This is a genomic window from Sphingomonas sp. Root710, assembly GCF_001429065.1.
Lineage (GTDB): Bacteria > Pseudomonadota > Alphaproteobacteria > Sphingomonadales > Sphingomonadaceae > Rhizorhabdus.
Map to the genome: position 1 here is coordinate 130,965 of NZ_LMIB01000001.1, position 23,363 is coordinate 154,327.

Annotated in this window: 28 protein-coding genes and 1 tRNA gene; 13 read left to right on the plus strand and 16 right to left on the minus strand. The window is 63.4% G+C overall.

Features of this window, described 5'->3' with window-relative positions; all coding sequences use genetic code 11:
• Positions 1–59: 59 nt before the first annotated feature.
• The 4 genes from ASE00_RS24375 to ASE00_RS22730 all read right to left on the minus strand — a co-directional run bounded on the left by ASE00_RS24375 (position 60) and on the right by ASE00_RS22730 (position 1,800).
• Positions 60–284 carry a tyrosine-type recombinase/integrase gene (locus tag ASE00_RS24375; RefSeq protein WP_082594369.1) on the minus strand — a complete coding sequence of 75 codons (225 nt, stop codon included), beginning with the start codon at positions 282–284 and terminating at the stop codon, positions 60–62.
• A 289-nt stretch (positions 285–573) separates the two neighbouring features.
• The gene (locus ASE00_RS23235; protein WP_156405216.1) at positions 574–867 is read right to left on the minus strand and encodes a hypothetical protein; all 294 of its coding nucleotides are present in this window, start codon (positions 865–867) and stop codon (positions 574–576) included.
• Positions 851–1,015 (minus strand): hypothetical protein, encoded by a 165-nt coding sequence (locus ASE00_RS00600; RefSeq protein ID WP_156405217.1) that lies wholly within the window; start codon positions 1,013–1,015, stop codon positions 851–853. Before ASE00_RS00600 ends, ASE00_RS23235 begins: the two co-directional genes overlap by 17 nt.
• 63 nt (positions 1,016–1,078) lie before the next feature.
• Positions 1,079–1,800 (minus strand): IS5 family transposase gene (locus tag ASE00_RS22730; protein ID WP_156405218.1). Its coding sequence is split into 2 segments (ribosomal slippage): positions 1,079–1,515 and positions 1,515–1,800, totalling 723 coding nucleotides; the frame shifts between segments, so codons are not numbered across the junction.
• A gap of 222 nt (positions 1,801–2,022) precedes the next feature.
• On the opposite strand from ASE00_RS22730, the gene ASE00_RS00615 reads away from it, so the two are divergent.
• The 4 genes from ASE00_RS00615 (at position 2,023) to ASE00_RS00630 (ending at position 5,055) form a co-directional block, all read left to right on the plus strand.
• Positions 2,023–2,235 (plus strand): hypothetical protein, encoded by a 213-nt coding sequence (locus ASE00_RS00615; protein WP_056376896.1) that lies wholly within the window; start codon positions 2,023–2,025, stop codon positions 2,233–2,235.
• A 174-nt stretch (positions 2,236–2,409) separates the two neighbouring features.
• On the plus strand, positions 2,410–2,979 hold the full coding sequence (locus ASE00_RS23960; protein WP_056376899.1) for a DUF3489 domain-containing protein: 570 nt from the start codon (positions 2,410–2,412) through the stop codon (positions 2,977–2,979).
• Positions 2,979–3,386, plus strand: coding sequence for a DUF2924 domain-containing protein (locus tag ASE00_RS00625; protein WP_056376900.1), 408 nt, complete (start codon positions 2,979–2,981; stop codon positions 3,384–3,386). Before ASE00_RS23960 ends, ASE00_RS00625 begins: the two co-directional genes overlap by 1 nt.
• Positions 3,379–5,055, plus strand: a complete 1,677-nt coding sequence (locus ASE00_RS00630) for a recombinase family protein (protein WP_056376902.1) — start codon at positions 3,379–3,381, stop codon at positions 5,053–5,055. Before ASE00_RS00625 ends, ASE00_RS00630 begins: the two co-directional genes overlap by 8 nt.
• Before the next feature lie 245 nt (positions 5,056–5,300).
• On the opposite strand, the gene ASE00_RS00635 is transcribed toward ASE00_RS00630, so the two are convergent.
• The 3 genes from ASE00_RS00635 to ASE00_RS00645 all read right to left on the minus strand — a co-directional run bounded on the left by ASE00_RS00635 (position 5,301) and on the right by ASE00_RS00645 (position 7,570).
• Positions 5,301–5,376, minus strand: a tRNA-Thr gene (locus ASE00_RS00635).
• 17 nt (positions 5,377–5,393) lie between these two features.
• Complete coding sequence (locus ASE00_RS00640; RefSeq protein WP_056376903.1) at positions 5,394–6,260, minus strand: hypothetical protein; 867 nt, start codon at positions 6,258–6,260, stop codon at positions 5,394–5,396.
• A complete protein-coding gene (locus ASE00_RS00645; RefSeq protein ID WP_056376905.1) occupies positions 6,257–7,570 on the minus strand; it encodes a replication-associated recombination protein A in 1,314 nt (437 codons plus the stop codon). The genes ASE00_RS00640 and ASE00_RS00645 overlap by 4 nt, the downstream gene beginning before the upstream one ends.
• Before the next feature lie 185 nt (positions 7,571–7,755).
• Between ASE00_RS00645 and ASE00_RS00650 the strand changes: the two genes are divergently transcribed.
• A complete protein-coding gene (locus ASE00_RS00650; protein ID WP_235538481.1) occupies positions 7,756–8,313 on the plus strand; it encodes a PadR family transcriptional regulator in 558 nt (185 codons plus the stop codon).
• Positions 8,314–8,445: 132 nt separating this feature from the next.
• On the opposite strand, the gene ASE00_RS00655 is transcribed toward ASE00_RS00650, so the two are convergent.
• The 4 genes from ASE00_RS00655 to ASE00_RS00670 form a co-directional block, all read right to left on the minus strand.
• The gene (locus ASE00_RS00655; protein WP_056376909.1) at positions 8,446–10,620 is read right to left on the minus strand and encodes a TonB-dependent receptor; all 2,175 of its coding nucleotides are present in this window, start codon (positions 10,618–10,620) and stop codon (positions 8,446–8,448) included.
• A gap of 122 nt (positions 10,621–10,742) precedes the next feature.
• Entirely contained in the window at positions 10,743–11,273 is a 531-nt protein-coding gene (locus ASE00_RS00660; RefSeq protein ID WP_056376911.1) for a VOC family protein, read from the minus strand.
• A 69-nt stretch (positions 11,274–11,342) separates the two neighbouring features.
• Complete coding sequence (locus ASE00_RS00665) at positions 11,343–12,266, minus strand: fumarylacetoacetate hydrolase family protein (protein WP_056376913.1); 924 nt, start codon at positions 12,264–12,266, stop codon at positions 11,343–11,345.
• 78 nt (positions 12,267–12,344) lie between these two features.
• Positions 12,345–13,193, minus strand: a complete 849-nt coding sequence (locus ASE00_RS00670; RefSeq protein ID WP_056376915.1) for a VOC family protein — start codon at positions 13,191–13,193, stop codon at positions 12,345–12,347.
• 355 nt (positions 13,194–13,548) lie between these two features.
• Between ASE00_RS00670 and ASE00_RS00675 the strand changes: the two genes are divergently transcribed.
• From ASE00_RS00675 to ASE00_RS00700, 6 genes are all read left to right on the plus strand, one after another.
• Entirely contained in the window at positions 13,549–14,331 is a 783-nt protein-coding gene (locus tag ASE00_RS00675; RefSeq protein ID WP_162256378.1) for an IclR family transcriptional regulator, read from the plus strand.
• Between the two features lie 110 nt (positions 14,332–14,441).
• The gene (locus tag ASE00_RS00680; RefSeq protein ID WP_200957860.1) at positions 14,442–15,275 is read left to right on the plus strand and encodes a fumarylacetoacetate hydrolase family protein; all 834 of its coding nucleotides are present in this window, start codon (positions 14,442–14,444) and stop codon (positions 15,273–15,275) included.
• 93 nt (positions 15,276–15,368) lie between these two features.
• Entirely contained in the window at positions 15,369–16,463 is a 1,095-nt protein-coding gene (locus ASE00_RS00685) for an aromatic ring-hydroxylating dioxygenase subunit alpha (RefSeq protein ID WP_056376920.1), read from the plus strand.
• A gap of 4 nt (positions 16,464–16,467) precedes the next feature.
• Positions 16,468–17,223, plus strand: a complete 756-nt coding sequence (locus ASE00_RS00690) for an SDR family NAD(P)-dependent oxidoreductase (protein ID WP_056376922.1) — start codon at positions 16,468–16,470, stop codon at positions 17,221–17,223.
• Positions 17,224–17,277: 54 nt separating this feature from the next.
• On the plus strand, positions 17,278–17,733 hold the full coding sequence (locus ASE00_RS00695) for an SRPBCC family protein (RefSeq protein ID WP_056376923.1): 456 nt from the start codon (positions 17,278–17,280) through the stop codon (positions 17,731–17,733).
• 5 nt (positions 17,734–17,738) lie between these two features.
• A complete protein-coding gene (locus ASE00_RS00700; RefSeq protein WP_056376925.1) occupies positions 17,739–18,125 on the plus strand; it encodes a VOC family protein in 387 nt (128 codons plus the stop codon).
• Positions 18,126–18,147: 22 nt separating this feature from the next.
• Here the strand turns inward: ASE00_RS00700 and ASE00_RS00705 are convergent, their stop codons facing one another.
• The 3 genes from ASE00_RS00705 to ASE00_RS00715 form a co-directional block, all read right to left on the minus strand.
• Entirely contained in the window at positions 18,148–18,666 is a 519-nt protein-coding gene (locus tag ASE00_RS00705; protein ID WP_056376927.1) for a VOC family protein, read from the minus strand.
• The gene (locus tag ASE00_RS00710; protein WP_082594375.1) at positions 18,663–19,625 is read right to left on the minus strand and encodes a fumarylacetoacetate hydrolase family protein; all 963 of its coding nucleotides are present in this window, start codon (positions 19,623–19,625) and stop codon (positions 18,663–18,665) included. The genes ASE00_RS00705 and ASE00_RS00710 overlap by 4 nt, the downstream gene beginning before the upstream one ends.
• Positions 19,626–19,717: 92 nt before the next feature.
• Positions 19,718–20,545: an IclR family transcriptional regulator gene (locus tag ASE00_RS00715; RefSeq protein WP_162256379.1), complete on the minus strand. Its 828-nt coding sequence runs from the start codon at positions 20,543–20,545 to the stop codon at positions 19,718–19,720.
• 136 nt (positions 20,546–20,681) lie between these two features.
• On the opposite strand from ASE00_RS00715, the gene ASE00_RS00720 reads away from it, so the two are divergent.
• A complete protein-coding gene (locus ASE00_RS00720) occupies positions 20,682–21,224 on the plus strand; it encodes an AtaL-like protein (protein ID WP_235538482.1) in 543 nt (180 codons plus the stop codon).
• Positions 21,225–21,462: 238 nt separating this feature from the next.
• Positions 21,463–21,891, plus strand: coding sequence for a GlcG/HbpS family heme-binding protein (locus ASE00_RS00725; protein WP_056376933.1), 429 nt, complete (start codon positions 21,463–21,465; stop codon positions 21,889–21,891).
• A 51-nt stretch (positions 21,892–21,942) separates the two neighbouring features.
• Here ASE00_RS00725 and ASE00_RS00730 read toward each other — a convergent pair whose 3' ends face one another.
• Positions 21,943–22,680 (minus strand): SDR family oxidoreductase, encoded by a 738-nt coding sequence (locus ASE00_RS00730; RefSeq protein ID WP_056376935.1) that lies wholly within the window; start codon positions 22,678–22,680, stop codon positions 21,943–21,945.
• Between the two features lie 53 nt (positions 22,681–22,733).
• Positions 22,734–23,177 (minus strand): nuclear transport factor 2 family protein, encoded by a 444-nt coding sequence (locus ASE00_RS00735; protein WP_056376936.1) that lies wholly within the window; start codon positions 23,175–23,177, stop codon positions 22,734–22,736.
• Between the last annotated feature and the right edge of the window lie 186 nt (positions 23,178–23,363).

Consider the following 23,363-nt stretch of genomic DNA (forward strand, 5'->3'; position numbering starts at 1 on the left):
TCGATACGGCGGCTGCAGCAATGAGCACGAAATATCCAGCTCCGCCGCGGGCATAATGTCTAGGTATCCAGACGCGCCGCAAGATCGTCCGGTTTGGGCTTGCAGCAGATTTGAAGCATCGAAAGGGACTTGTGCCCCGTGATCGCGGCAAGCTCCAGATCGTTGGATAATTTCGGCGCCATTGTAGTCGTCGCCTTCCGCCGGCTTTCGTGAAAGTGGATGTGCGACAGGCCAGCGTCGCGCTTTGCATCACGAAACAGCTTGTCGAAGTGCCCCGTTTGCACAGGTACGGCCGGCGCGGGTCGGTCTCGCTTCTTACGATCTGCAGCAGTATCGTCGCGGCTTCTCGCCGGCGAAGTTTATGGGCTTGCGGCCGGAAATGGGCCGGTGCAGAAAGGCAGCTTTCGGAGAATTATCCGGCTATAGTTGCCGTTCGCATTCATCGAAGTAAGTTGGCAGCCGCCGACCAATACACGATGATCAAAGGTTAATCGGAGACGGCAGTTTTTGTCGGCAAAGCCGACTTTTTCCGCTATGCCGAATTCAACATAATGAGTTCATCGGTGTCAGATTTTAAGCAACCGCTCGAACGGCGATACATTTACCCAGCATTATCAAGGCGAGCGCAGCAATTAGCGACCCGAGCGCCATGGCGAAGGCAACGACGGGAAGGCCGAAGTTCATGTTGAACAGGAAGCCCGCAACCACCGGGCCAAGAGCTGCCCCTCCACGACCAAAGCCGATGACCACTCCAGTTCCGCCCCCTCTGATGGACGTCGGGAAAGACTGAGCGATAATGGCGTAAAGGCCGACGACGTCTGCATTAGAAAAAGCCGGTGGCTGCGGCGATTCACGATAGGGATGCAAGCGTGGATTGGCCCTGCCCGAAGGCAGTCACCATGACGACGGCGCCGATCATCGCGGCGATAACGAGGGTACGAATGGGAATTCGCCAGGTCAGGAACCCGAGCAACAAGGCACCTGCCAATCCGCCGACATTGGTCCAGACCAGCACACTTCCTGCCGCCGACGGAGCAAAGCCCAAGTCCACGACGATCTTAGGGTCAGGACTCACTGATCAGAGCCAGAAGATGACGGTAGCGGCGAGCGCGATGGCGGCGAAGAAGGCTGTGGGGCACCGATCGTAGCGGGTGGCGACGCGACGCCAGTCCTTCAGACGGCCAAACATGATCTCGATGCGGTTACGGCGCCTGTAGCGGCGCTTGTCATATTTGATCGGCTCGTTGCGCGATTTACGGCCAGGGATGCAGGGTTTGATGCCCTTCGCTTCCAGAGCATCCCTGAACCAATCGGCGTCATAGCCGCGATCGGCGAGAAGCCATTGTGTCTTGGGCAGTCCGTCCAACAGCGCCGCCGCGCCGATATAGTCGCTGATCTGACCTGCGGTCATGAAGAAGCTCAAGGGGCGGCCGTTTGCATCGGTGACAGCATGAAGCTTGGTGTTCATGCCGCCCTTGGTGCGGCCGATCAGCCGCCCGAGACCCCCTTTTTTACCGCCAGGCTCGATGCCGTGCGGTGTGCTTTCAAGTAGGTCGCGTCGATCATCACCGTCTTGCGATCCGCGCCGGTGGCCAGCCCTTCCATCATCCGGCTGAACACACCCATCGCACCCCATCGCTTCCAACGGTTGTAGAGTGTCTTATGAGGCCCATAGTCCTTTGGCGCATCCCGCCAGCGCAGCCCGTTGCGGTTCACAAAGATAATCCCGCTCAGCACGCGCCGATCGTCCACTCGGGGCCTGCCGTGGCTCTTTGGGAAATACGGCTCAAGTCGCGCCATCTGCTCAGACTCCCAATGGTCGGTCGTGACCGTGTCGCGGACATCTTGATTTTCTACGTTGCGATACTCGTAGCTTTGGCGATTACCATTCGTCCCATAGGCGACTGCTTTCGGATCAATGCCAGTTCAAAGCCGCCAGTCGGCTAACCACCCGCCGTTCGATCTTCACCTGAACGAATGACCGCTTTCGGGATCGCCAGCGGACTGGCTGAATGACCACTTATGAGGCGCAATGCAGACGTTATTCTTGCGTTCGGGCGCATGAGCTCACAGTGCGGCGTGATGACAGCAGATGACATCAGCGCCAGGATCGCCCGCGCCGTTCAGCATGCCCCTGAATGTCCGAAGCAAGACTTGGTCTCGAAAGACTCGGTGGCCCGCATCCGTGCCGAGGACACGCTGGCCGCCATCATCGCCGCGGCGCTGAAAGAATGAGAAATCCAGCCTTACCAATGCACTATTCGCTCGACTGTCGTTTCGAACGGAGCATGTGTGTGCTCGTGAGTCGCGGGCACCGATAGCCCCAGACGCCAACCCGGCAGGCTGATCCGCCGGGCTTTGGGTGGTGGAAGCGGCGCTGGTGCCGCTCCTTGAAAAAGGAACCACCCTATGGCTCTCAAGCCTGATCTCGAAGACCTGCAGCTCATTCTCCTCACTGCGGCTGCCAAGACCGAAGGCGGCTCCATTCTGCCGGCCCCGGCCCACATCGCCCAATATGACGTCCATGTCCGCGAAGCCGTCGGGCTACTCGTTGACCGCGGCCTCGCTGATGAGGTCAATGTGGACGAACCTGAGATGAGCTACCGCGCCGATGACGAGAACAAGTTCGGCGCCATCATCAGCGAAGCCGGTCGCGAGACCGCAGAGATCAGCGGCCCTGCACCTGACCACCCCGAGATGAAGCCCGCCCGCCGCGGTCGTAAGCCGGTGACGGAATCGACTGCCGCACCGCCGCCGCCGGCCGCTCCGATACCGAAGCTGGCGGGTGGCAAGCAGGCGAAGGTCATTCAAATGCTGAATCGGAAGCAGGGCGCCTCGCTTGACCAGATTATGGAGGCGACCGGCTGGCTCGCCCACTCGGCACGCGCGGTGTTGAGCGGCCTGCGGAAGAAGGGCTACGAGATCGACCGGACGACGACGCCGAAAGGCAGCGTCTACCGGATCGCGAAGGCCGGCTGATGAACAAGCTGGCCCACACCTTGGCTGCGCTGGCGACGATGTCGTCGGCGCAGCTCCGGCAGGAATGGCAGGCGCGCATGAAGACCGATTGCCCGGCTTTCGGCCCCGAGCTGCTTCGCCATTCTCTGGGCCATCACGCACAGGAGCAAGGCAGCCGACGACTGGTAAAGGAAGCCGACCAGGCCCTCAGGGCGGCAGCGGGGCAGGGGGCATCATCGCTTAAACCCGGCACGCGCCTCATCCGCAGCTGGAACAGCCGCGACATATCGGTCGTGGTGACCGACGGCGGCTTCGAGTTCGATGGTCGCAACTGGGCATCGCTCTCGGCCATCGCACGGGAAGTCACCGGCACGTCGTGGTCCGGCCCGCGCTTTTTTGGCCTCAACGGGGACGGAGTCGATGGCTAAGAAGGTTGGCGCTCAGCGCGTCGGGACGGTCCGTTGCGCGGTCTACACCCGCAAGTCGACCGAGGAAGGGCTCGATCAGGAGTTCAACAGCCTCGACGCCCAGCGCGAGGCTAGCGAAGCCTATATTACCAGCCAGCGTCATGAGGGCTGGGTGCTAGTCAAGGATGCCTACGACGATGGCGGTTTTTCCGGCGGCAATATGGAGCGGCCGGGGCTCAAGCGGCTTCTGGCCGATGTGGAGGCTGGTCGGGTCGACGTCATCGTCGTTTATAAGGTCGACCGCTTGACCCGCAGCCTCGCCGACTTCGCGAAGATCGTTGAGGTTCTCGACGCCAGGGGCGCCTCCTTCGTATCGGTCACCCAAGCCTTCAACACCACGACGAGCATGGGGAGACTGACGCTCAACGTCCTGCTGTCGTTCGCCCAATTCGAGCGCGAGGTTACCGGTGAGCGTATCCGCGATAAGGTCGCGGCGTCGAAAGCCAAAGGCATGTGGATGGGTGGTACCGTGCCGCTCGGCTATGACCTCGTCGACAAAAAGCTGGTGGTGAATGAGGTCGAGGCGCAGCAGGTCCGCCACATCATGGAGCGCTACGTCGCGACAGGAGGTGGCCGGGCGCTGCTCGAGGAGCTGGAGGTTACCGGATGTCGGACTAAGCGATACGCCTCCCGCGGTGGCAATGTTTTCGGCCGCGGGCCGCTTTATCACCTGCTGAACAACCGCATGTATCTCGGCGAGATCCGGCACCGGGAGAACTACTATCCCGGCGAGCACGAGGCGATCGTCAGCCAGGAACTGTGGGACGAGGTCCAGCGGGTTATGTCCAGGAACCGGATCGAGCGGAGCCGCGGCAGCGATTTCAGTCAACCCAGCCTGTTGGCTGGCAGGGCCTTCGATGGTGAAGGAAGGCGGATGACGCCCAACCACGCCGTGAAGATGGGACGGCGCTACCGATATTACATCACAGCGCCCGATCAGCTCGATCCAGACTCATCCGCTTGGCGCGTACCCGCGCACGATATCGAGGCGGCAACGATCCAGCTCATCCAGGCGATGCTGACTGACCGTAAGCAGATCATCTCGCTTATCGGTTCGAGTAAAGCTGATGTTCTGAGGGATGCGCTTCGTCACGCGCGGCGGCAATCGCAGCGGCTGGAAGATACTCGCGAGCGGCGTGCATTGCTGAAGAAGCTGGACCTCACCATGCATCTGTTCGATGAGCATGTCGAGGTGAGGATCAAGCCCAGTCACATCGGGGCGCTACTCGGGGTCGCTCTAGATGCCAACGCTGATGCCGAGCCTATCCATTTGCGCGCACCAGCGATCAAGGCTCGCCGAGGGCAAGAAACCAAGCTGATCATATCCGATGATCGAGGCCGGGCTGATGACTTTCGCGACAAGGGCCTGGTAGCGCTGCTCATCGAAGCGCGAGCTGCATATCGACTGGTGCTCAACAATCCGGGGCGAAGCGTTCGGGATCTGATCGAGCAGGCTTCTAAGTGCCGTAAGCGTTTTTACCGACTCCTCCGCATCGCGATGCTGGCACCGGACATTGTCATCGCTTGTGCCGAGGGCACTCAACCGATCAATCTGACACCGGCAGTTTTGCTCGAAGCCGATCTTCCAATAAGCTGGAAGGAGCAGCGCGAACTCCTCGGATTCGCCTGACCTCCAGTCCTAGCTCGACGCCGTCGGATCTCCGGCGGCGTCCTTTTTGGTCCATCGCACTGACTAGGGTGGCGGCGAGAAAATGGGTCGGAGAGACTGGGCGGCAGATTGGCCGCTTTCGTGCCTCGACTTCAGTCTCTTGACCGCCTGTTATGAGTGGCTCGGCTCGCAAAGTACCGGAATATCGGGCATTATTTCCCGGTCTGAACCCGACGTCTCGAATCCGCCTTGCGACATGGAATGCCTGGTGCCGGCTGCAGGGATCGAACCCGCGACCCCCTGATTACAAATCAGGTGCTCTACCAACTGAGCTAAGCCGGCACTGGCGCTCTCATGCGTCAGGGAATGCCGAAGGTCCAGCCCTCCAGCGCGGCAATTTCATCGGTCAGCAGCGCCGGATGCCACAGCGCGGGGTTTTCGGCAGCCTGCGCCAGCCAGGCGGCGGTCAGGATCGCGTCGGTGCTGTGGTCGTCATAGCGGACGAGGGCAGGGGGCCTCGTAATGCCATATCCGGCCAGCCCGGCGCGCAACCGGTCGGCGTCGCGCATCTTGCTGCCGCCCTTCAGGCCTGCCTGCCGCGCGGCGATGGTGGTGTATATCTCGACGATCAGCGGGCCGCGTTCGGGAATGGGGTCGAACGGCCAGACCGGCACGCGCCCGTCGAGCCGGTGGAGCATGCGCATCGCGGTCAAGCTCGCCTTGCCGACCTGCGCCGCGCCGACCAGGTTGAAGCTGCTCGTCGCCGGCGCATGGCCCTCGCGGGTCAGCCGCTCGACCAGCCGATGCCGGCCGTTGCCGGGACCAAACAGGTCGCCCTGCCGCCCGCCATGACGGCGGAAATGGCGACTGGCTTCGGGATGATCGACGAGCAGGCCCGCGCCGAGATGGGGTTCCCCGGTGCAAAGCTCGTCGACCAGCCGCCACAGGCCGCGCGCATCGGTGGGGCTCTCGCTCCAGCCCGGAAAATAGGCGCCCGCGTCGATGAAGGGCAGCGCGGCGGAGAAATCCATGCCGACCAGAAGGTCGCTGTGCCGCGCGGCATGATCGAGCAGCCAGTCGAGCACCGCCGGGCGCGACCAGGCCCGCTCGATCAGTTTCGGCGTGCGTCCAGTCCCGTCGCTGACGGCAACCGCGATTCCCTTCTGCCGCTCGCCCTTCGCACCCGACCAGTCGATGCAGGCAAAGCGCCGGAAGCGGCGGATCATGCGCCGCGGCGTTCGGCGCGCAGCTTGTCCCAATAGGCCAGCCGCTCGGCGATCTTCGCCTCGAAGCCGCGCGGTGCGGGCGCGTAAAAGGTCTGTGCGCCCATCTCCTCGGGCCAGTAATCGTCGCCCGAAAAGCCGTCTTCGGCGTCATGGTCATAGGCATAACCCTTACCATAGCCGATATCCTTCATCAGCTTGGTCGGCGCGTTGAGGATATTCTTCGGCGGGCTCAGCGATCCGGTGTCCTTCGCCGACCGGAAGGCCGCCTTCTGCGCGATATAGGCGGCATTCGATTTGGGCGCGGTCGCCAGGTAGAGGCACGCCTGGACGATCGCCAGTTCGCCCTCGGGCGAGCCGAGGAAATCATAGGCATCCTTGGCGGCCAGGCATTGCACCAGCGCCTGCGGATCGGCGAGGCCGATATCCTCCGACGCGAAACGGACGAGGCGGCGCAACACGTAGAGCGGCTCCTCACCCGCGGTCAGCATCCGGGCGAGATAATAGAGCGCGGCCTGCGGGTCCGATCCGCGCAGCGACTTATGCAGCGCCGAGATCAGGTTGTAATGACCCTCGCGATCCTTGTCGTAGACCGCCATGCGGCGATGGAGGAGCGCGGCGAGTTCACCGGGTTCGAGATCATGGTCGATCGCGATCGAGAACAGCGTTTCGACTTGATTGAGCAGAAAGCGCCCGTCGCCGTCCGCCGAAGCAACCAGCGCATCCCTGGAGTTCTGGGTGAGGGGTAGCGGTCTTTCCTCGATCTCCTCGGCGCGAGCGATCAGCTTGCCCAGCGCGGCGGCGTCGAGCCGGTTGAGGATCAGCACCTGCGCGCGGCTGAGCAAGGCGGCGTTGAGTTCGAAGGACGGATTTTCGGTGGTCGCGCCGACCAGCACAACGGTGCCATCCTCGACATAGGGCAGGAAGCTGTCCTGCTGCGCGCGATTGAAGCGGTGGATCTCGTCGACGAACAACAGGGTGCGGGTGCCGAGGCGAGCATGCTCGCGCGCCTCGGCGAAGATCTTCTTGAGATCGGCGACCCCGGAGAACACTGCCGAGACCGGCGCGAACCGCAGGCCGACGGCATCGGCGAGCAGCCGCGCGATCGTCGTCTTGCCGGTGCCCGGCGGCCCCCACAGCACCAGTGAGGATAGCCGTCCTGCCGCGACCATCCGGCCGATCGCGCCCTCGGGTCCGGTCAGATGCTCCTGGCCGATAACCTGATCCAGGCTTCGCGGGCGCAGCTTTTCGGCCAGCGGCGCGGCCCCGGCGGGCAGGGCGGTGGAAGGATCGGGCGCAAAGAGGTCGGCCATCGCCACCGATATAGGCGGGCGAGGGCAGGGCGCACAGGGGGAGAAAGAGGAGGCTTGCAAAAACTATTTCAAGATATATCTTAGAGCTATCGAGATCGACTCGATATATGATTTGGAGACATAATTTGTTTGGTTTTCACAAAAGGCATGGCGGACGTGGTCATCATCACCCCGGCGTCCATGCGATGCGCGGCCGCCATGGCGGTTTCGGGCGCGGCTTCGCCGACGCCTTCGAGGAAGGCTTTGGCGACGGCATGGGCCGGGGCGGGCGTGGCGGTGGCCGTCGCCGCGTCTTCGATGGCGCGGAACTGCGTCTCATCCTGCTCACCCTGATCGGTGAGCAGCCGCGCCACGGCTATGACCTGATCAAGGCAATCGAGGAGCGGTCGGGCGGCGCATATGCCCCCAGCCCGGGCGTGGTCTATCCGACGATCACGATGCTCGAGGATATGGGCCATATCGCCGAACAGGCAGCCGAGGGCTCGAAGCGGCTGTTCGCGATCACCGATGCCGGCAAGCAGGAGATCGGCGAACAGGCCGAACTCATCGAAGCGCTGTTCGCGCGGCTCACGGCGCTGGGTGAGCAACGCGGCGACGAGGATCGCTCGCCGGTCAAGCGCGCGATGGTCAATCTGGCCATGGCGCTGCGCAGCAGAATGACCCGCGGCGACCGCAACCCCGATCTCGCCCATGATATCGCCGCGCTGCTCGACGAGACCGCGCGCAAGATCGAAAGGCTGTGATGATCGCCGTGATCGCGAATGTGCCGATCGCGAGCGGCAGCCGGTGTCCGCAACGCTGTGTAGGCATTGAGTGCATGATCTAAGGTGGCGCGGGCGAGACGGTCGTCCGTCCGGCCCGCGCCGGTCGTCAGGTCAGAATTTTACTCCCACGGTCGCACCGAAGGTCCGTGGCGGGGCTATGTTGATCCCGTCCGCCTGTGCCAGGGTGAACATCTGGACGGCATAGGCCTTGTTGGTCAGATTCTTGCCCCACGCCTTGACGCTCAGATTCTTCTCGGCGTCGAGGAACAGCGTCGCCGAGGCGTTGAACACATCATAGGGCCGCTGCGCCAGCCGGTTGTCGGCCTCCGGATACCAGCCGTCATTGTGGTAGTAATTGCCGCTCAGCACGAGGCTCCGTTCGCCGAGGTCGATCGTGTAATCGGCACCGAGGTTGATGGTCCATTTCGGGGTCAGCGGCAGATCGTTGCCCCGGGCATTGAAGGTCGTCAGCGTATTGCCGCCGGTGGGATTGGGCGTGCCGAACGAGATGCCCGGCGAATTGCCGAACTTGCTGTCGAGGACCGACAGGCCCGCCGTCAGCGTCAGGCCGTGGAACGGCACCGCGGTGACGTCGAGATCGAGGCCTTTGATCTTCGCCGATGCCGCATTGTAGACCGTCGACAGGTTGTTGATGACCGCGACCAGCTGGATCTGCTTGTAATCATAGTAGAAGGCCGCCGCGTTCACGCGAAGGTGGCGGTCGAACAGATCGGACTTGATGCCGGCCTCGACAGCGTCGAGGATCTCCGGATTGAACGGCACCAGCGGCGCGACCACTTGCTGCGGGCTGAAGCCGCCGCTCTTGAAGCCGCGGTTATAGGAGACATAGCCCAGCACCGTGTCGCTGAACTTGTGGTCGAGCGCGAAGCGCCAGGTCAGTTTCTTGGCACTTTGCTTGCCCGAAACGCCCGGCGGGTTGGTGACCACGCCCGCAGTGGTGGTGATCGTCGCGAAGCCATGGAAGGTCTTGTCTTCCCAGGTGTAGCGCAGGCCGCCGGTCACCGAGCTGTTCTCCAGGAATTCCCAGGTCGATTGCGCGAAGACCGCGAAGGATTCGGCGCGCTGTTCGGAGAAGACGAGGCGGGTCTGGGTCGGCGACTCGATGCTCTGGGGGTCATAGGATGCAAACCCCTTGAAGTAGTATGCGCCGAGCATCCACTTGAAGCTGCCGCTGTTCGGCGACAGCAGGTGGATTTCCTGGCTGAACTGATGATCCCGTTCGATCTTGGTGCTCGCTGAGAAGAAGTTGGGGAGCGAGTCGACGTCGAAGCGGACGTCGAACTTGACCTTGCGGTAGGCGGTGATGCTGTCGAGCGTCACGCCGCCGAAGTCATGCTTCAGGTCGAGTGAGACGCCGCCCTGATAATTGCGGAAATGCGGATCGACATCGGTGTTGGCGTCAAACTTGCCGCCCGGGAACGTCCGGCCGTCAATTGCGACCGAGCCGTCCTTGAGGCGGAAGGCCGGATATTTGCCGCGTGTCCGCTCATAATCGCCGGTGATGCGCGCGGTGGTGTCGGGCCCAAGCTGCCATTTCCACTTGGAACGGATGGCGAGATCCTGGCCGTTGCCGACCTCGTTGCCGGTCGCCAGGTTGGTGCCGAAGCCATGGGCCTGATTGGTGTAGTAGAGCGAGATGTCGGCGGCGACGCCCTCGGCGATCGGGCCGGTGAGATAAGCGTTGCCGGTGAAGGTGGCGTAATTGCCATAGCCCGCGCTCAAGTCACCTGCAAAGCGATCGCTCGGATCCTTGGTGACGATCTGGATCAGGCCACCGGTGGCATTGCGCCCGAACAGCGTGCCCTGCGGCCCTTTCAGCACCGATATCTGCTCGATATTGTTGAAGGACATGACCGATGCGGACGCCTGCGCGATGTAGACGCCGTCGACATAGGTCGCGACCGAGTTCTCGTTGCCGCCGACCGAGGTCGCCGAACCGACGCCGCGGATGCGCGGGGTTGCGGTTCCAAGCAGGGTGGTGAAGTTCAGACCGGGCACGACAGCGTTAAGATCACCGGTCGAGGTGATCCCCTTGGCCGCAAGCGCACTCGCGGTCACCGCCGTCACCGAGACCGGCACGCTCTGCAGATTCTCCGAGCGGCGCTGGGCGGTGACGATGATGTCTTCGATCTGCCCGCTTTCGGCGGCGTGGACATCGCCGGCGCCTGTCTCGGCGGTGGCCGATGGCGCCGGTACGCTCTGCGCATGGGCGGCGTTGAAGCTGATCAGCGAGGCTGAGCAGCAGAGCAGGGACAATAGCTTCATGGTTCCTCTCCCTTAAGATGCTGTCCGATCCGATTCACTCTGTATTCGGCAGCTTTGTGAAAACGACAGTACACTGTAACTACGGGCAAAAAAACGGATTCGTTCGTGGTCGGGCGCTTGTGTTAGGCGCTCGACGGGTCGGATGCGGTCGCGCGAAGCGTCGATGTCGGGCGATCGAATTTGGGATCATTATGGCCGCGGCCGCTCTGGTCGCCGCGCTCGAAGCCCCAGGCATAGCCGCCATGCGGGTTGCTCAATATCTCCCAGGCATTGTCGTCCTGGTCCCAGAAGTAGAAGCAGTAGGTGCCATGCTGGACCATCGGCTTGGAGATGTTGCGAATGCCCCATTTATCGGCCTCGCGCTTGACGATCTCATAGGCGGCATCGACCTCCGCTTCGGTCGCGACGTCGAGGCCGTTATGGTTGAGGAAAGGCATCTTGCCACCGGCGGCCTTGCGCCCCTGAACGACGACGATGACCTGGTTGCCGCCCATGCGCGCCCAGAAGGACACGTCGGCCATCTGAACGGTCTCGAAGCCGAGAAACTCCTCGAAAAAGCGGCGGGTCGCCTTGATATCGCGGCATTCCAGCGTCGCGTGGGAATAGAAGTTCAGCGTCAATGACGTGGCGGGATTGTCTACGGTCGTGGACATCAGCGCTCTCCTAAGGCGTCTGTGCGGCGCGGGATCCGCGCACGAAAATAAGGGGCGAGGCCACCGGCCTCATGCCACCAGCGTCCGCAGCACGCCGAGCGGGCCGACCTCCACCTCGACCTGATCGCCGGGCTGGAGGAATTCCTGCGGCGCGCGGCCGAAGCCGCAGCCAGCGGGGGTGCCGGTGGCGATGATGTCGCCTGGTTCGAGCGTCATCACCGTCGACAGATGCGCGATGATCTCGGCGACCCCGAACACCATCTGCGCGCTGTTCGAGTCCTGCTTTACGACGCCGTTGACCGACAGGCGGATCGGCAAGTCCTGCGGATCGGCGATGAGGTCCGCGGGCACGAAGAAGGGGCCGATCGGACCGAAGCCGTCATAGCCCTTGTGCAGCACCCAATCGATGCCGATCGGCAGCGCGCGCGACACGCAGTCGCGCGCCGACAGATCGTTGAAATTGGCATAGCCCGCGACCACCGACAGCGCATCGGCGACGGCCACGTCGCGGCATGTCGTGCCGATCACCACCGCCAGCTCGGCTTCCCAGTCGATCATCGACAGCCCGGCGGGCAGCGCGACCGTTTCGCCGGAGCCGCGCAGGGTGGTGCTGGCCGGTTTCAGGAAGCTGTAGGGATAGGTCGGCGTGATCGGCCTGCGCATCTCCGCGATATGGTCGTGGAAGTTCGCGCCGATGCAGATGAGCTTGCGCGGGATGCCGGTGGGCGGCGCGAAGCGCTCCGGGGCCTCCATCCCTTCGCGCTCGAAGCGGTCCGCTGCGTCGGCAACCTTCTCGGCGATCAGCGGATTCCAGATGTCCCAATCGGCCAGAAGCGGCATCAGGTCGCTGAGCTGTTCGGTTCCGAGATGTCGCGCGACCGCGCTATCGAGCAGGTCCGCCAGCGGCAGGAAGCGGCCGTCGCGCTCGACGAGCACGGTCGCGGCGCCGTCATGCCGGGCGACCGCCAGCCGGTAAGGGACCTTCATGGTCATGCCGCGATCCCCCCACTGTGTCCGTCCCCGTTCGATGTTGCGCGTCTCATGACATTCCTCTCTTTATTTTGTCCTGGCTCAGCTTCGCAGGATGGCCGGGCCCCAACTGTTCAGCGTCCGTTCCTCGTGAACCCACTGCCCGGCGGCACGCGGAACCTCGACCCGCTCCAGCTCCGCCGAGAATTCCAGCCAGTTGCCGTCAGGATCGTTGATGAAGAAAAACAGGTTGTTGCCCGGCCCGTGCCGCCCGGGCCCCCAGCGAATGGGGATATGGCGGCCGGCGAAGCGATCGGCCCAGTCGCGGATCTGGTTCCAGTCGTCCACATCATAGCAGATATGGTCGAGCCGCCGCCGCGGCGCCCGGAAGATCGCCAGGCTATGATGCTCCGGGCCGCAGCGCAGGAACACCGAGGTGAGATCCTGTGTATCGTCGCGGACGATGTCGATCGGCGCGAAGCCGATCACGTCGCGATAGAAGGCGACCATCGCGGGCACCTGGTCGCTGGCGTAGACGACATGCTGAAGCCGGGCGGGAAGCATGGGCTCGGCGCGGGGTGCGATCGGCCCGTCGGGTAGCGTGAAGCTCATCCGGTTCCCGTCGGGATCGGAGAATGTCAGCGAAGATGCGGCGCTCTCGAACGGAGTCCTAGCCGCATCGAGGCGCTCGCGCAGGCTGCGGAACTGCGCCTCGTCCGCCACGGCGAAAATGGCGCGATCAACCGAATTTGCCGCGCCTTCGCGGATGCTGAGCCGCCGTGCGGAAAGCTCTCCCGTCCACACGCCGGCGCTGATCGCGCCGCTATAGCCGAGCGCTTCCTGATAAAAAGCGCCCAGTCGCTCGACGTCCGGTGAGGTGAACACGATCTCGCAAAGGCGCGCATCGAGATGCGGGCTTTCGGGAACGGTCAACGTCGAATCAGATTTCATATTTATCATATTATGGGAATATAATCCTACACGGTCGGATGGGCAACGGCTTTTTGTCGATACGGCGGATGCTCATTAATATACTGAAAAACATCAATATTTCCTGAAGAGGTGGACATATGGGAGGCGGGGGCGGGTGAAAATCGAACTCGGACGAGCTGCGCAAAATGAAGATAGATTTTCTCATTTATCGATAACAAATTGGTATTTCGACTCAGAGCGAAACCGCTCTTTTTCGTGTGTGTGATCACTGTCGGAAATGGTTATCGTATTTCGAGAATTCTCGAATATGATCTCTTGCGCGCTTTCGCTCGCGCGGCTCTTGTGCGATTCAGGGCCGGTAAAGGAGGCGCCGTTGTCCACCGCAGACCGTTTGCTCACGATGCTCGATCTCTTCACCCTCGATCGGCCGGACTGGTCGGTCGACGAGGCCGCCGAGGCCGTCGGCATGCCGACGAGCACCGTCTATCGCTACTTCAACAGCCTTTCGCGCAGCGGTCTCGTCGCAACGGTCGGGGGCGGCCGCTATATATTGGGCCCTTCGATCATCCGCTATGATCGTCAACTGCGGCTGACCGATCCGTTGGTTCGTTCGGCGCGGGGCGAGATGGATCGCCTCGCCGCGACCGTCGAGGGCAAGGGGGTCGTGTTCCTGTGCCGCCTGTTCGGCGATCAAGTGATGTGCGTTTCGCGGGCATCGGTCGGCAACACCCCGTTCACGATCAGCTACGAGCGGGGGCGTCTCATGCCTTTGTTCGCCGGCTCGGCGTCGCGCGTGATCTTGGCCAATTTGCCGACCGCGAAGATCAACGCGCTGTATCGCAAATATGCAGAGAAATTCGAGCAGCACGGTCTCGGCAATACATTGCCGGCGGTGCGGGAAACGCTGAAGGTCGTGCGCAATGACAATTGCTTCGTGACCGTGGGCGAGGTCGATCCCGGCATGCGCGGCATCTCGGTGCCGGTCATGGCGAGTGGGAAGATCCTCGGCAGCCTGACCGTCGCCGGTCCGCGCCAGGGCTTCACCCAGCCGCAGATCGCGCGCGTGCTGGAGCAGCTTCATGAGGCCGCGCAGCGCACCGTGGAGGAATTGCACCACTGGATATCGCACACGGCCACCGCCGTCCGGAATAGCTGACCCGCCGCGCTGCCCGGCTGTCGCCATCGGCGACGACGCGGTAGCGCATCTTGCCATTCATCCTTCGTCTTGCTATTACGATTCTCGTATTATGAGAAGGAATGTTGAAGGTGCGCTATCTTTCCTACCGCTTCGAGGGCAAGCCGGGCTGGGGCCGGATCGAGGGCGATCGCGTCGTCCCACTTGAAGGCGTCCATCCTTCGCTCAAGGCGGCGATCGTCGCGGGCGCGCTCGGCACGGAGGCGCTGCGCAATGGTGGCGCGGCGACGATCGCGCTGTCGGATGTCGAATTCGCGCCGCTGGTGACCGACCCGGGCAAGATCTTGTGCGTCGGCCTGAACTACGAAAATCATCGCCGCGAGACCGGCCGGGCCGAGGTCAAGCATCCCACCATCTTCACCCGCTTCGCGGACTCGCAGACCGGCCACCGCACGCCGATCCTGCGCCCGCGCGAGTCGACCAGGCTCGATTATGAGGGCGAGCTGGCCATCGTGATCGGCAAGGCGGGGCGGCGCATTCCGGCGGCCGAGGCCTTCGATCATATCGCCGGCTATAGCTGCTATAATGACGGCTCGATCCGCGACTGGCAGGCGCACACCATCCAGTTCGGTCCAGGCAAGAACTTCCCGCAGACAGGCGCCTTCGGGCCCTGGCTGGTGACGCCCGACGAGTTCGGCAAACCGGGGCCGCAGCGCATCCAGACCCGCCTCAATGGAGAGGTCATGCAGAGCGCGGTGTTCGACGACATGATCTTTCCGATCGAGCGGCTGGTGGAATATTGCTCGACCTTCACCCCTCTGTCGCCGGGCGATGTGATCGTCACCGGCACGCCGGGCGGTGTCGGGGCCAAGCGCGACCCGCAGGTCTTCATGAAGCCGGGCGACAAGGTCGAGATCGAAATCGACGGCATCGGCATTCTCGAAAACAGCATAGCCGACGACTGATTTCCCTGCGGGCGTCTGGCCGATGTCCGCAGCCTTTTACTGAAGATCGATACCGCCGCCGGCGCATGCCGGACCGCGGAAACGGAGAGTGGCATGTTCCTCATGAATTGCTGGTACGCCGCGGCCTGGCCGAACGAAGTATCGGCCGACGGCGGGGTGCTGACCCGGCGGATCCTCGATCGCCCCATCCTGATGTTCCGGACGTCCGCGGGCAATCCCGTGGCGTTCCTCGATCGATGCCCGCACCGGCTGGTGCCGCTGTCTGCCGGACGCCGGGCCGGTGACGGAATACGCTGCGGCTATCATGGCATGGAGTTCGGCGCCGATGGCCATTGCGTCCACATTCCCGGACAGGACAAGATCCCGAGCAATGCGTCGGCGACGACCTTCCCGCTGATCGAACGCCATGGCGTGTTGTGGATCTGGCTGGGCGACGTGAAGCTCGCCGATCCCGAGCTGATACCCTTCCTGCCCTGGCCCGCGCTGCCGAACTGGGCGGCCTCGCCCGGTTATACGCATGTCGCGGCCGATTACCGGCTCCTCACCGACAATCTGCTCGATCTCAGCCACGAAAATTACATTCACCAGGGCACGATCGGGAATGACGAGGAGGAGACGATCGCCGATTTCCCCGTGCAGACCAGCATCGTCGACAAGCGGCTCGTCCGCGCCCATCGCGACATGCACGACATCGCCCCGCCGCCCTTCTTCCGGCTGATGACCGGCAGCAGCGATCGGATCGATCGCTGGCAGACGGCACTGTGGACGGCGCCTGCGATCAACATGACCGATGTCGGCGCCCGCCCGTCCGGCGGCGCGCGCGAGCAGACGCTGGTGTCGCGGGTCCTGCACCTGCTCACCCCGGAGACCGCGACCTCGACCCATTATTTCTGGTCGCACAATCGCAACTTTCGTCAGGATGACGCCGAGCTGACCGAGCGCATCATCGAGGCGCACCAGCGCACCTTCGACGAGGACAAGGAGATGTGCGAGCTGCAGCAGCGCGAGCTTGACGATTCCGGGCTGTCCGCGCCGCAGATCGCGCTGAAGGTGGACGACGCGCCGCTGCGCGCACGCCGGATGCTGTCCGCGCTGATCCGTGAGGAAGGCGAGGGCGGCACGGTGGTGATCGCCCCGCAGCAGAAGCTGATCGCCGACGCCGAGGCGCTCGAGCCGGCGGTGGCCTGAGGCGATGACCGACAGACCATTGCGTACGCGACGTGTCGCCGTCGTCACCGGCGCGGGCTCGGGCATCGGCCAGGCCTTCGCCCTGCGTCTCGCCAAGGACGGCCATGCCGTCGCCATCGCCGATATCGGGCCGGCCGACGGAACCGTCGAGCTGGTGCGATCGGCCGGCGGACAGGTCTTCGCGGGGCATTGCGATGTGGCCTCTGGAGACAGTGTGGCGCGCTTCTTCGATGAAGTCAGGGCGGCGCTGGGGCCGGTGGAGGTCCTCGTCCACAATGCCGGCATCTATCCGATGCAGTCTTTCCAGGAGACCGATTGGGACGTCTGGCGGCGGGTGATGAGCGTCAATCTCGACTCCGCCTTCCACCTGACCAAGGCCGCGCTTGGCGACATGCGCGCCGCAGGCTGGGGGCGCATCGTGATGCTGGCTTCGTCCACCTTTCATCTTGGTTCGGGCCTGCCCGCCTACACCGCCAGCAAGGGCGGCATCATCGGACTCGTCCGTGCGCTCGCCCCGGAACTGGGCCCCGACGGGATCACCGTCAACGCCATCTCGCCCAGCCTGGTGCGGACTCCTGGCACGATCGCCGGGCCGCATGAGGAGCTGGGGCGGTTCGAGCGCGCCCGGATGGCGCAATCGATCAAGCGCACCGAGCTGCCGGAGGATCTGGTGGGCGCCTTGTCCTTCCTGGCATCCGATGACTCGGCGTTCATGACCGGCCAGACGCTCGTCGTCGACGGCGGCTACGCCCGCGTCTGAACCGGCCCGATCGGCCGAGAGGCCTGCCAATCTACAAGATGAGGATGCGAAGCGATGTACATGGTTTCCTATTCGATTGAGGTGAATCCCGCCGGTGTGGAGCCCGTGCTGACCGCGCAGCAGGTCTGGGCCGGATTGGTGATGAAGGCTGAGAATGCTCTGCCGTTCGTGCCGGTGATGCAGCGCTGCGACGTGATCGAGCGTAGCGGCAACACCCTATTGCGCGAGATCACCCTTGGCGGTGAGGACATGAAGGAGTTCATCACCCTGCTCGAACCGATCCAGGTCCAGTTCGAGCGGGTGGGCACCAAGGACTTCATCCAGAACACGATCAGCGAATCCGAACGGGGCCTGATGCTCACCTTCACGGTCGGCGTCTCCTTCGCCGGTGCCGAACCCGGTTCAGAACAGGAGCGGCAAGCCGGGGACGCGATGCGGCACGCCTATGTCAACGCGGTCGGATCGACGCTCAGGCGCGTGCGCGAGATGGTGATGGCCGGGGAGCTCTGATCATCATGTTCAGCCATGTCGTCGTTGGGTCGAACGACATCGATCGAGCCCAGCGCTTCTACGATGCTGTTTTCGGCGCGTTGGGCATAGCGCCCGGCGGTCGTGACGATGGCAAGGGGCGTCTCTATTATCGCGATGCAGGCGGCCTCTACATGGTCACCCGGCCGATCAATGACGCACCCGCCAGCTTCGCCAATGGCGGGACGATCGGCTTCTCGGCGGACAATGCCGCGCAGGTCGATGCCTGGTACGCGGCGGGGCTCGCCAATGGCGGTGCGAGCTGTGAAGGGCTGCCTGGCCTGCGCGAGGATGGCGCGGGAAAGCGTCATCTCGCCTATCTGCGCGATCCTGACGGCAACAAGCTCTGCGCGGTTTACTGGATGGCGGGCTGATCCGGGTCCGAACGGCCCCGCTTTAGCTTGCGTCGCCGCGCAGGGTCGATTCCGGCCGCTGGAATTTTTTGCTCATATGGCCCGCGCCCGTTTGGTCGCCCAGTTCGAAGCCCCAGCTATAGCCGCCTTTCGGATTGGACAGGATTTCCCAGGCATTGCCGTCCATGTCCCAGAAATAGAAACAATAGGTGCCATGGATGACGGTGGGCCGCGTTATCTTCTTGAAGCCCCATTTCTCTGCGTCGCGCTTGACCGCCTCATAAGCCGTATCGACCTCGGCCTCGGTCTCGACGTCCAGCCCGTTATGGTTGAGGAAGTTCATCTCGGTCGATGCATTGGCGCTTTTGACGACGACGATCACCTGCTCGCCGCCCATCCGCGCCCAGAAGGATGCGGGTGACATCTGCACGGTCTCGAAGCCGAGAAACTCGTTGAAGAACCGTCGGGTCCGCTTGATGTCGCTGCATTCGAGCGTGGCGTGCGAATAGAATTTGAGCTTGAGCGTCGGCTCGATCGCTACCGCGTCCGTCGCTTCGGTCATTGTACCCGTCCGATCGTGTTCGAGAGCGTTCCGATGCCTGTGATCGATACCTCCACCACATCGTTCGGACGCAGGAAGACCGGCGGCTTCTTGGCGACGCCGACGCCGCCCGGCGTTCCGGTCGAGATGATGTCGCCCGGCTGCAGCGTGTACCATTGCGAGATGTAGGCGATGTACTGCGCGACCGAGAAGATCAGGTCGTCGGTACCGATGTCCTGGACCAGCTTGCCGTTGACGCGGGTGGTGAGATGCAGCGCCTGCGGATCGGGGATTTCGTCGGTCGTGACCAGATAGGGGCCCATGGGCGAGAAGGTCGGATGCTGCTTCGCAGCGCAGTTCCGGCCCCAGGCGTCGGTCATCTTGATCGGTACGGTGACCGCCTGGACTTCCGCGACATGATTGCGCGCGGATAGGTCATTATGGACGAGATAGCCGGCGACATGGCCGAGCGCGTCCTCCTCCCGGATGCGATAGCCGCCCGTGCCGATCACCGCGGCGAGCTCCCCCTCATAATCGACCATGTCGGCCTGGTGCGGCGGCACCTGGATCGTCTGCCGATGGCCGGCCAGCGCGACCGGGGAACACAGGAACAGCACCGGATGCTCGGGGACCGGGACGCCCCCCATTTCGGCGAGATGCTGGTGATAGGAAGCGCCGCAGCCGATGAAGTGAACCGGGTCGGGCACGGGAGCTGCGAAGACCGCTTCCTCCTCGGCGATGATCGCAGGGGCTGCCGCCGCAACGCCACCGGTCGCAAAGCCTTCGCGTTCGGCGCGATCGGCCAGCGCACGAAGCGCGTCGAGGCCGCCCGGCTGGGCCAGAATGCCCCGAACGGTCTGGGGAAGCGGAGCGGGCCCGGCCAGATCGGCGGGCAGCAGCGAGGGTATGAGCAGCCGTCCCGAAGCCACTGCCACGGCCGCCCTGGTTTCCGGCCCCGTTACGATGCTCGCGACCTTCATGCGACACTCCTCCCGCTCTTGTTCGAGCGGGGCCTTGTATATTTCCTATCTAGTGAACGCAACCACTATAAGTGAAATTGCTTCAGTGGAGTTCAGTTCTTTGCTATCCGCGTCACTTCCCCGGCGACATAGCCCAGTTCGTAAGAGATGCGCCGCGCAGCCTCTTCGATATTGCGGTGGAGGCGTTTCGCGGCCTCGCCTGCCGTCGATTGATGGGGCGCCAGCACGCAGATCACCGACGACAGCGCGCCGTCGGCATCGAACACCGGGGCGGCTATGGCGTCGACGCCCGCGATCAGGGCCGATTCCAGATGGATTGAGCGGGCTGCTCTGATCTCGGCGATCTCCTCGTCGCTCAGGCTGGGGCGATCACCCTTGAGACCGGCCAGTTGCCGCTGGCGCTTCAGGATCGGCTGCAGTGTAGCGCGCGGCATATGGGCAAGGAACAGGCGTCCGATCGCCGACTCTCCCACGGGCAGCAGGCTTCCCACGCGGATCGTCATCAGCAGGGGCGTGCTTCCGCTTTCCCAGCGGATAAGGGTGGGGCCGCCGTCGCCCCAGATCGTCAGGCACACCGTCTCGTCGATCGTGTCGCGCAGCCAGAGCAGTTCCTTGCTCGCTGCCGCGAAGGAGTCGAGCCGCCCCATCGCCCGCATGCCGAGCCTGCGTGCGGTGGGCCCCAGATCGTAAAGGCCGTTTGCGCCGAACTGGGTGAGCATTCCGCTCCGGACGAAGCTGACGAGATAGCGATGGACCTTGCTGGGGGCCATGTCGAGGTCCTGACAGACCTGTTTGAGCGACATCGCAGAATTGCTGCGTGCAAAGGCTTCGAGCACGCTCATTCCGATTTCCACCGACTGGATGCCGGCGGACTGCTGCCGGTCATTCTGCCCGTCCGCCATGTCGTTCGCTTTTGCCACTGTTCTCGCCCCACAGATCGATGCCGTCAAACTGGCGGGTTGGGTTCGCCATTGCAAGCATGCGGGGCGATTCATCGCCCATTGATGGATGGGTAGAGCGTTTGAATTTCACTTCTATATATTGAGTTCACAATTGATGAATGATAGTGCGGATGTCTTCAAGCTGGGCGATGGACGCCAGTGGCAAGGAGGGGCCAAGCACATGATCTACTCGACCGCAACCGTGCCGGTAAATCCGCAAGGCGAGGTGCCGCTGACTCGCAAGCAGATCTGGGAAGGCCTGGTCCTCAAGGCGCGTGATGCGCGCCTCTTCCTGCCGCCGGGCCTTTGCACCAAATGCGATGTCGTCGTTGAAGGGGGCGATTATATCATCCGCGAAGCGACGATCCTGGACGACGATGTGCGCGAGATCATCCAGTTCGAATCCGAGCGCAAGGTGACCTTCTTCCAGGCCGGCGGCCCGCGCGAAGGCGCTATCGTCAACGAGCTGTTCGAAGACGCCGACGGCGCTCTGCAATTGCGCTTCTATTGCTATCTGGGCCTGCGCGACAAGGAGCCTGGTGGCCCCGAGGAGCAGAAGGAACAGGTGCAGTTCGACAGTCAGGACAAGGGCTATCGGGCTGCGCTGCTTTCCACCATCGCACGCACGCGCATGCTCGTCAGCGAAGGCCGGATCTGACGCCGACCATTCGGTCGGGTTTGCCGAAGCTTTGGCAACGAAGCGCGCCGGTGCGAATGACCGCGGCTGACGGCCCGGCGCTCGCACGGCGCCGAGAGATCATCGCGGCGCTGCGCGGCGTCGTGCCCGGTGGTGCGGCCGGGGCGTCACCAGATCGGCCTGCGCACCCCCGCTGCCCGTCGAGCTGCTCGACTGGGCGGCCGGCGGCCCGCTCTCATCTTCACGAAAGGATTTCGCCATGAGCTACATCGCCATCGCTCAGGCCCGGACGATCATCGCAGCGGCGTTCGAAAAAGGCGCGGAACTCGGTCTTAAGCCGCTCAGCGTCGCCGTCCTCGACGCCGGCGGTCACCTTATCGCCTTCGAGCGTCAGGATCGCAGCTCGACCCTGCGGGCGCAGATCGCCTGCGCCAAGGCGGGCGGCGCGCTGGCGCTGGGCGTGTCGAGCCGCCGGATCGGCGACATGGCGGCGGAGCGGCCGGCTTTCATCGCCGCGCTGGGACCGATCAGCCCTCAGGGCGTGGTTCCGGCGGCGGGCGGCGTGATCGTCGTCGATGCCGAAGGCGTGCCGATAGGCGCGGTCGGCGTTACTGGCGATACCAGTGACAATGACGAGATATGCGGGCTGGCCGGGATCGCCGCCGCGGGTTTGAGTGCGCAGCCCTGATCGAGGGCGGCGGGGTGGACACGCCGTGGGCGTGCTACCCCGGCCGATCCTTCATGGTCGCGCGTTGACGGCGGCGAAGGCCTCGTCGAACCGCCCATTGCGCTCGGCGCTGCGCAGGAAGCCGATGCTGTCGACGATATTCTCCGGCGCGTTGGGATCACGGTCGAACAACGCCATGGTCTGCGCGATATAGTCGCCGACCGGCATCCCGGCGGGATCGTCGCCCGTCAGGCTGGTCCGGACATAGGGCGGCGCAATCTCGGTGACCGATATATTGGTGTCGCGCAGCTGATGGCGCAACGAGATGCTGTAGGAATGCAGTGCCGCCTTGGTCGCCGAATAAGTCGGCACTGCCGCCATCGGTATGAAGGCCAGCCCCGACGTCATGTTCAGGATCCGGGCGCTAGGCTGTCCGCGCAGATGCGGCAGCAGTGCGTTGGTCAGCCGGATCGGGCCGAGCAGGTTGGTGACCACCATGCCCTCCGCCGCGTCCGATGCGATGCTGTCCGACGTCAGATCCTCGAACGCCATCATACCCGCATTGTTGATCAGCATGTTGAGCGCGGGGAAGCGTGCCACGATATCCGTGGCAAAATGTTCGATGCTCTGCGCGTCGCTGATGTCGAGTTCCATCGCATGCATACCCGGATTCGCGTCGCATACCGCCTTGAGCGCGTCGCGCCGCCTGCCGGCGATGATCACGCTATTGCCGCGCTGGTAGAAGGCTTCGGCGAGGCCGCGTCCGATGCCGGAACCGCCACCGGTCACGAGGATGGTGTGATTCTTCACGTCTTGTTTCCCGTGGATGTTGGCTGAGAAGATGGGGTCGGGCGTTCGTTGGCTTAGTCCGCCGCCGCGCGGTCGCGCCGCCAGGCGTAATGGTCTGCCGTGGCATCGCAATAATCGGGGTCGATATGGATTCGCACATGGCTGATCCGATCGCCCCTGAACCCGAAGATCGTGCAGAATCGTCCCGTCGTCCCCTTGTCGGGCCAGCGGCCGCCATTCTGGAGTTCGCCGGAGCTGAAGCCCTCGATCGCGACATGATCATCGCCCGCCAGGCAGAGGAAGGTCTCCTGATGATGCGCGATCCTGGCGATGTAGCCGCCGAGATCGGCGAAATAGCGGGGGAAATCCTTCGTGCCGTCGCAGGTGCCCCATTTCGGGAAGGTCATCTGGATGTCTTCGGTGACCAATGGCCCCAGGTCGCCATGCTCGTCGACCGCTTTCAGGAATGCCCTGGCAAGGGCGATCCGGCGCTCGTCGCGCTCGCTGCGTTCACTCATCCTCTTCTCCATCACCCGCCAGCCGTTTCCCAAAAACGTGGCCGTATTTTCATTAATGCCGAATCGTCTCACGCGATAATAAAAATTGCAAGTTCGCTGGCGTCGAGGCGGAATTTTCGTGCGCCGGCTGGTCTGGAAGCGAGATACTCTGGCATTCTTGACCTCGAAGAGGGACCTCTTTCGGGA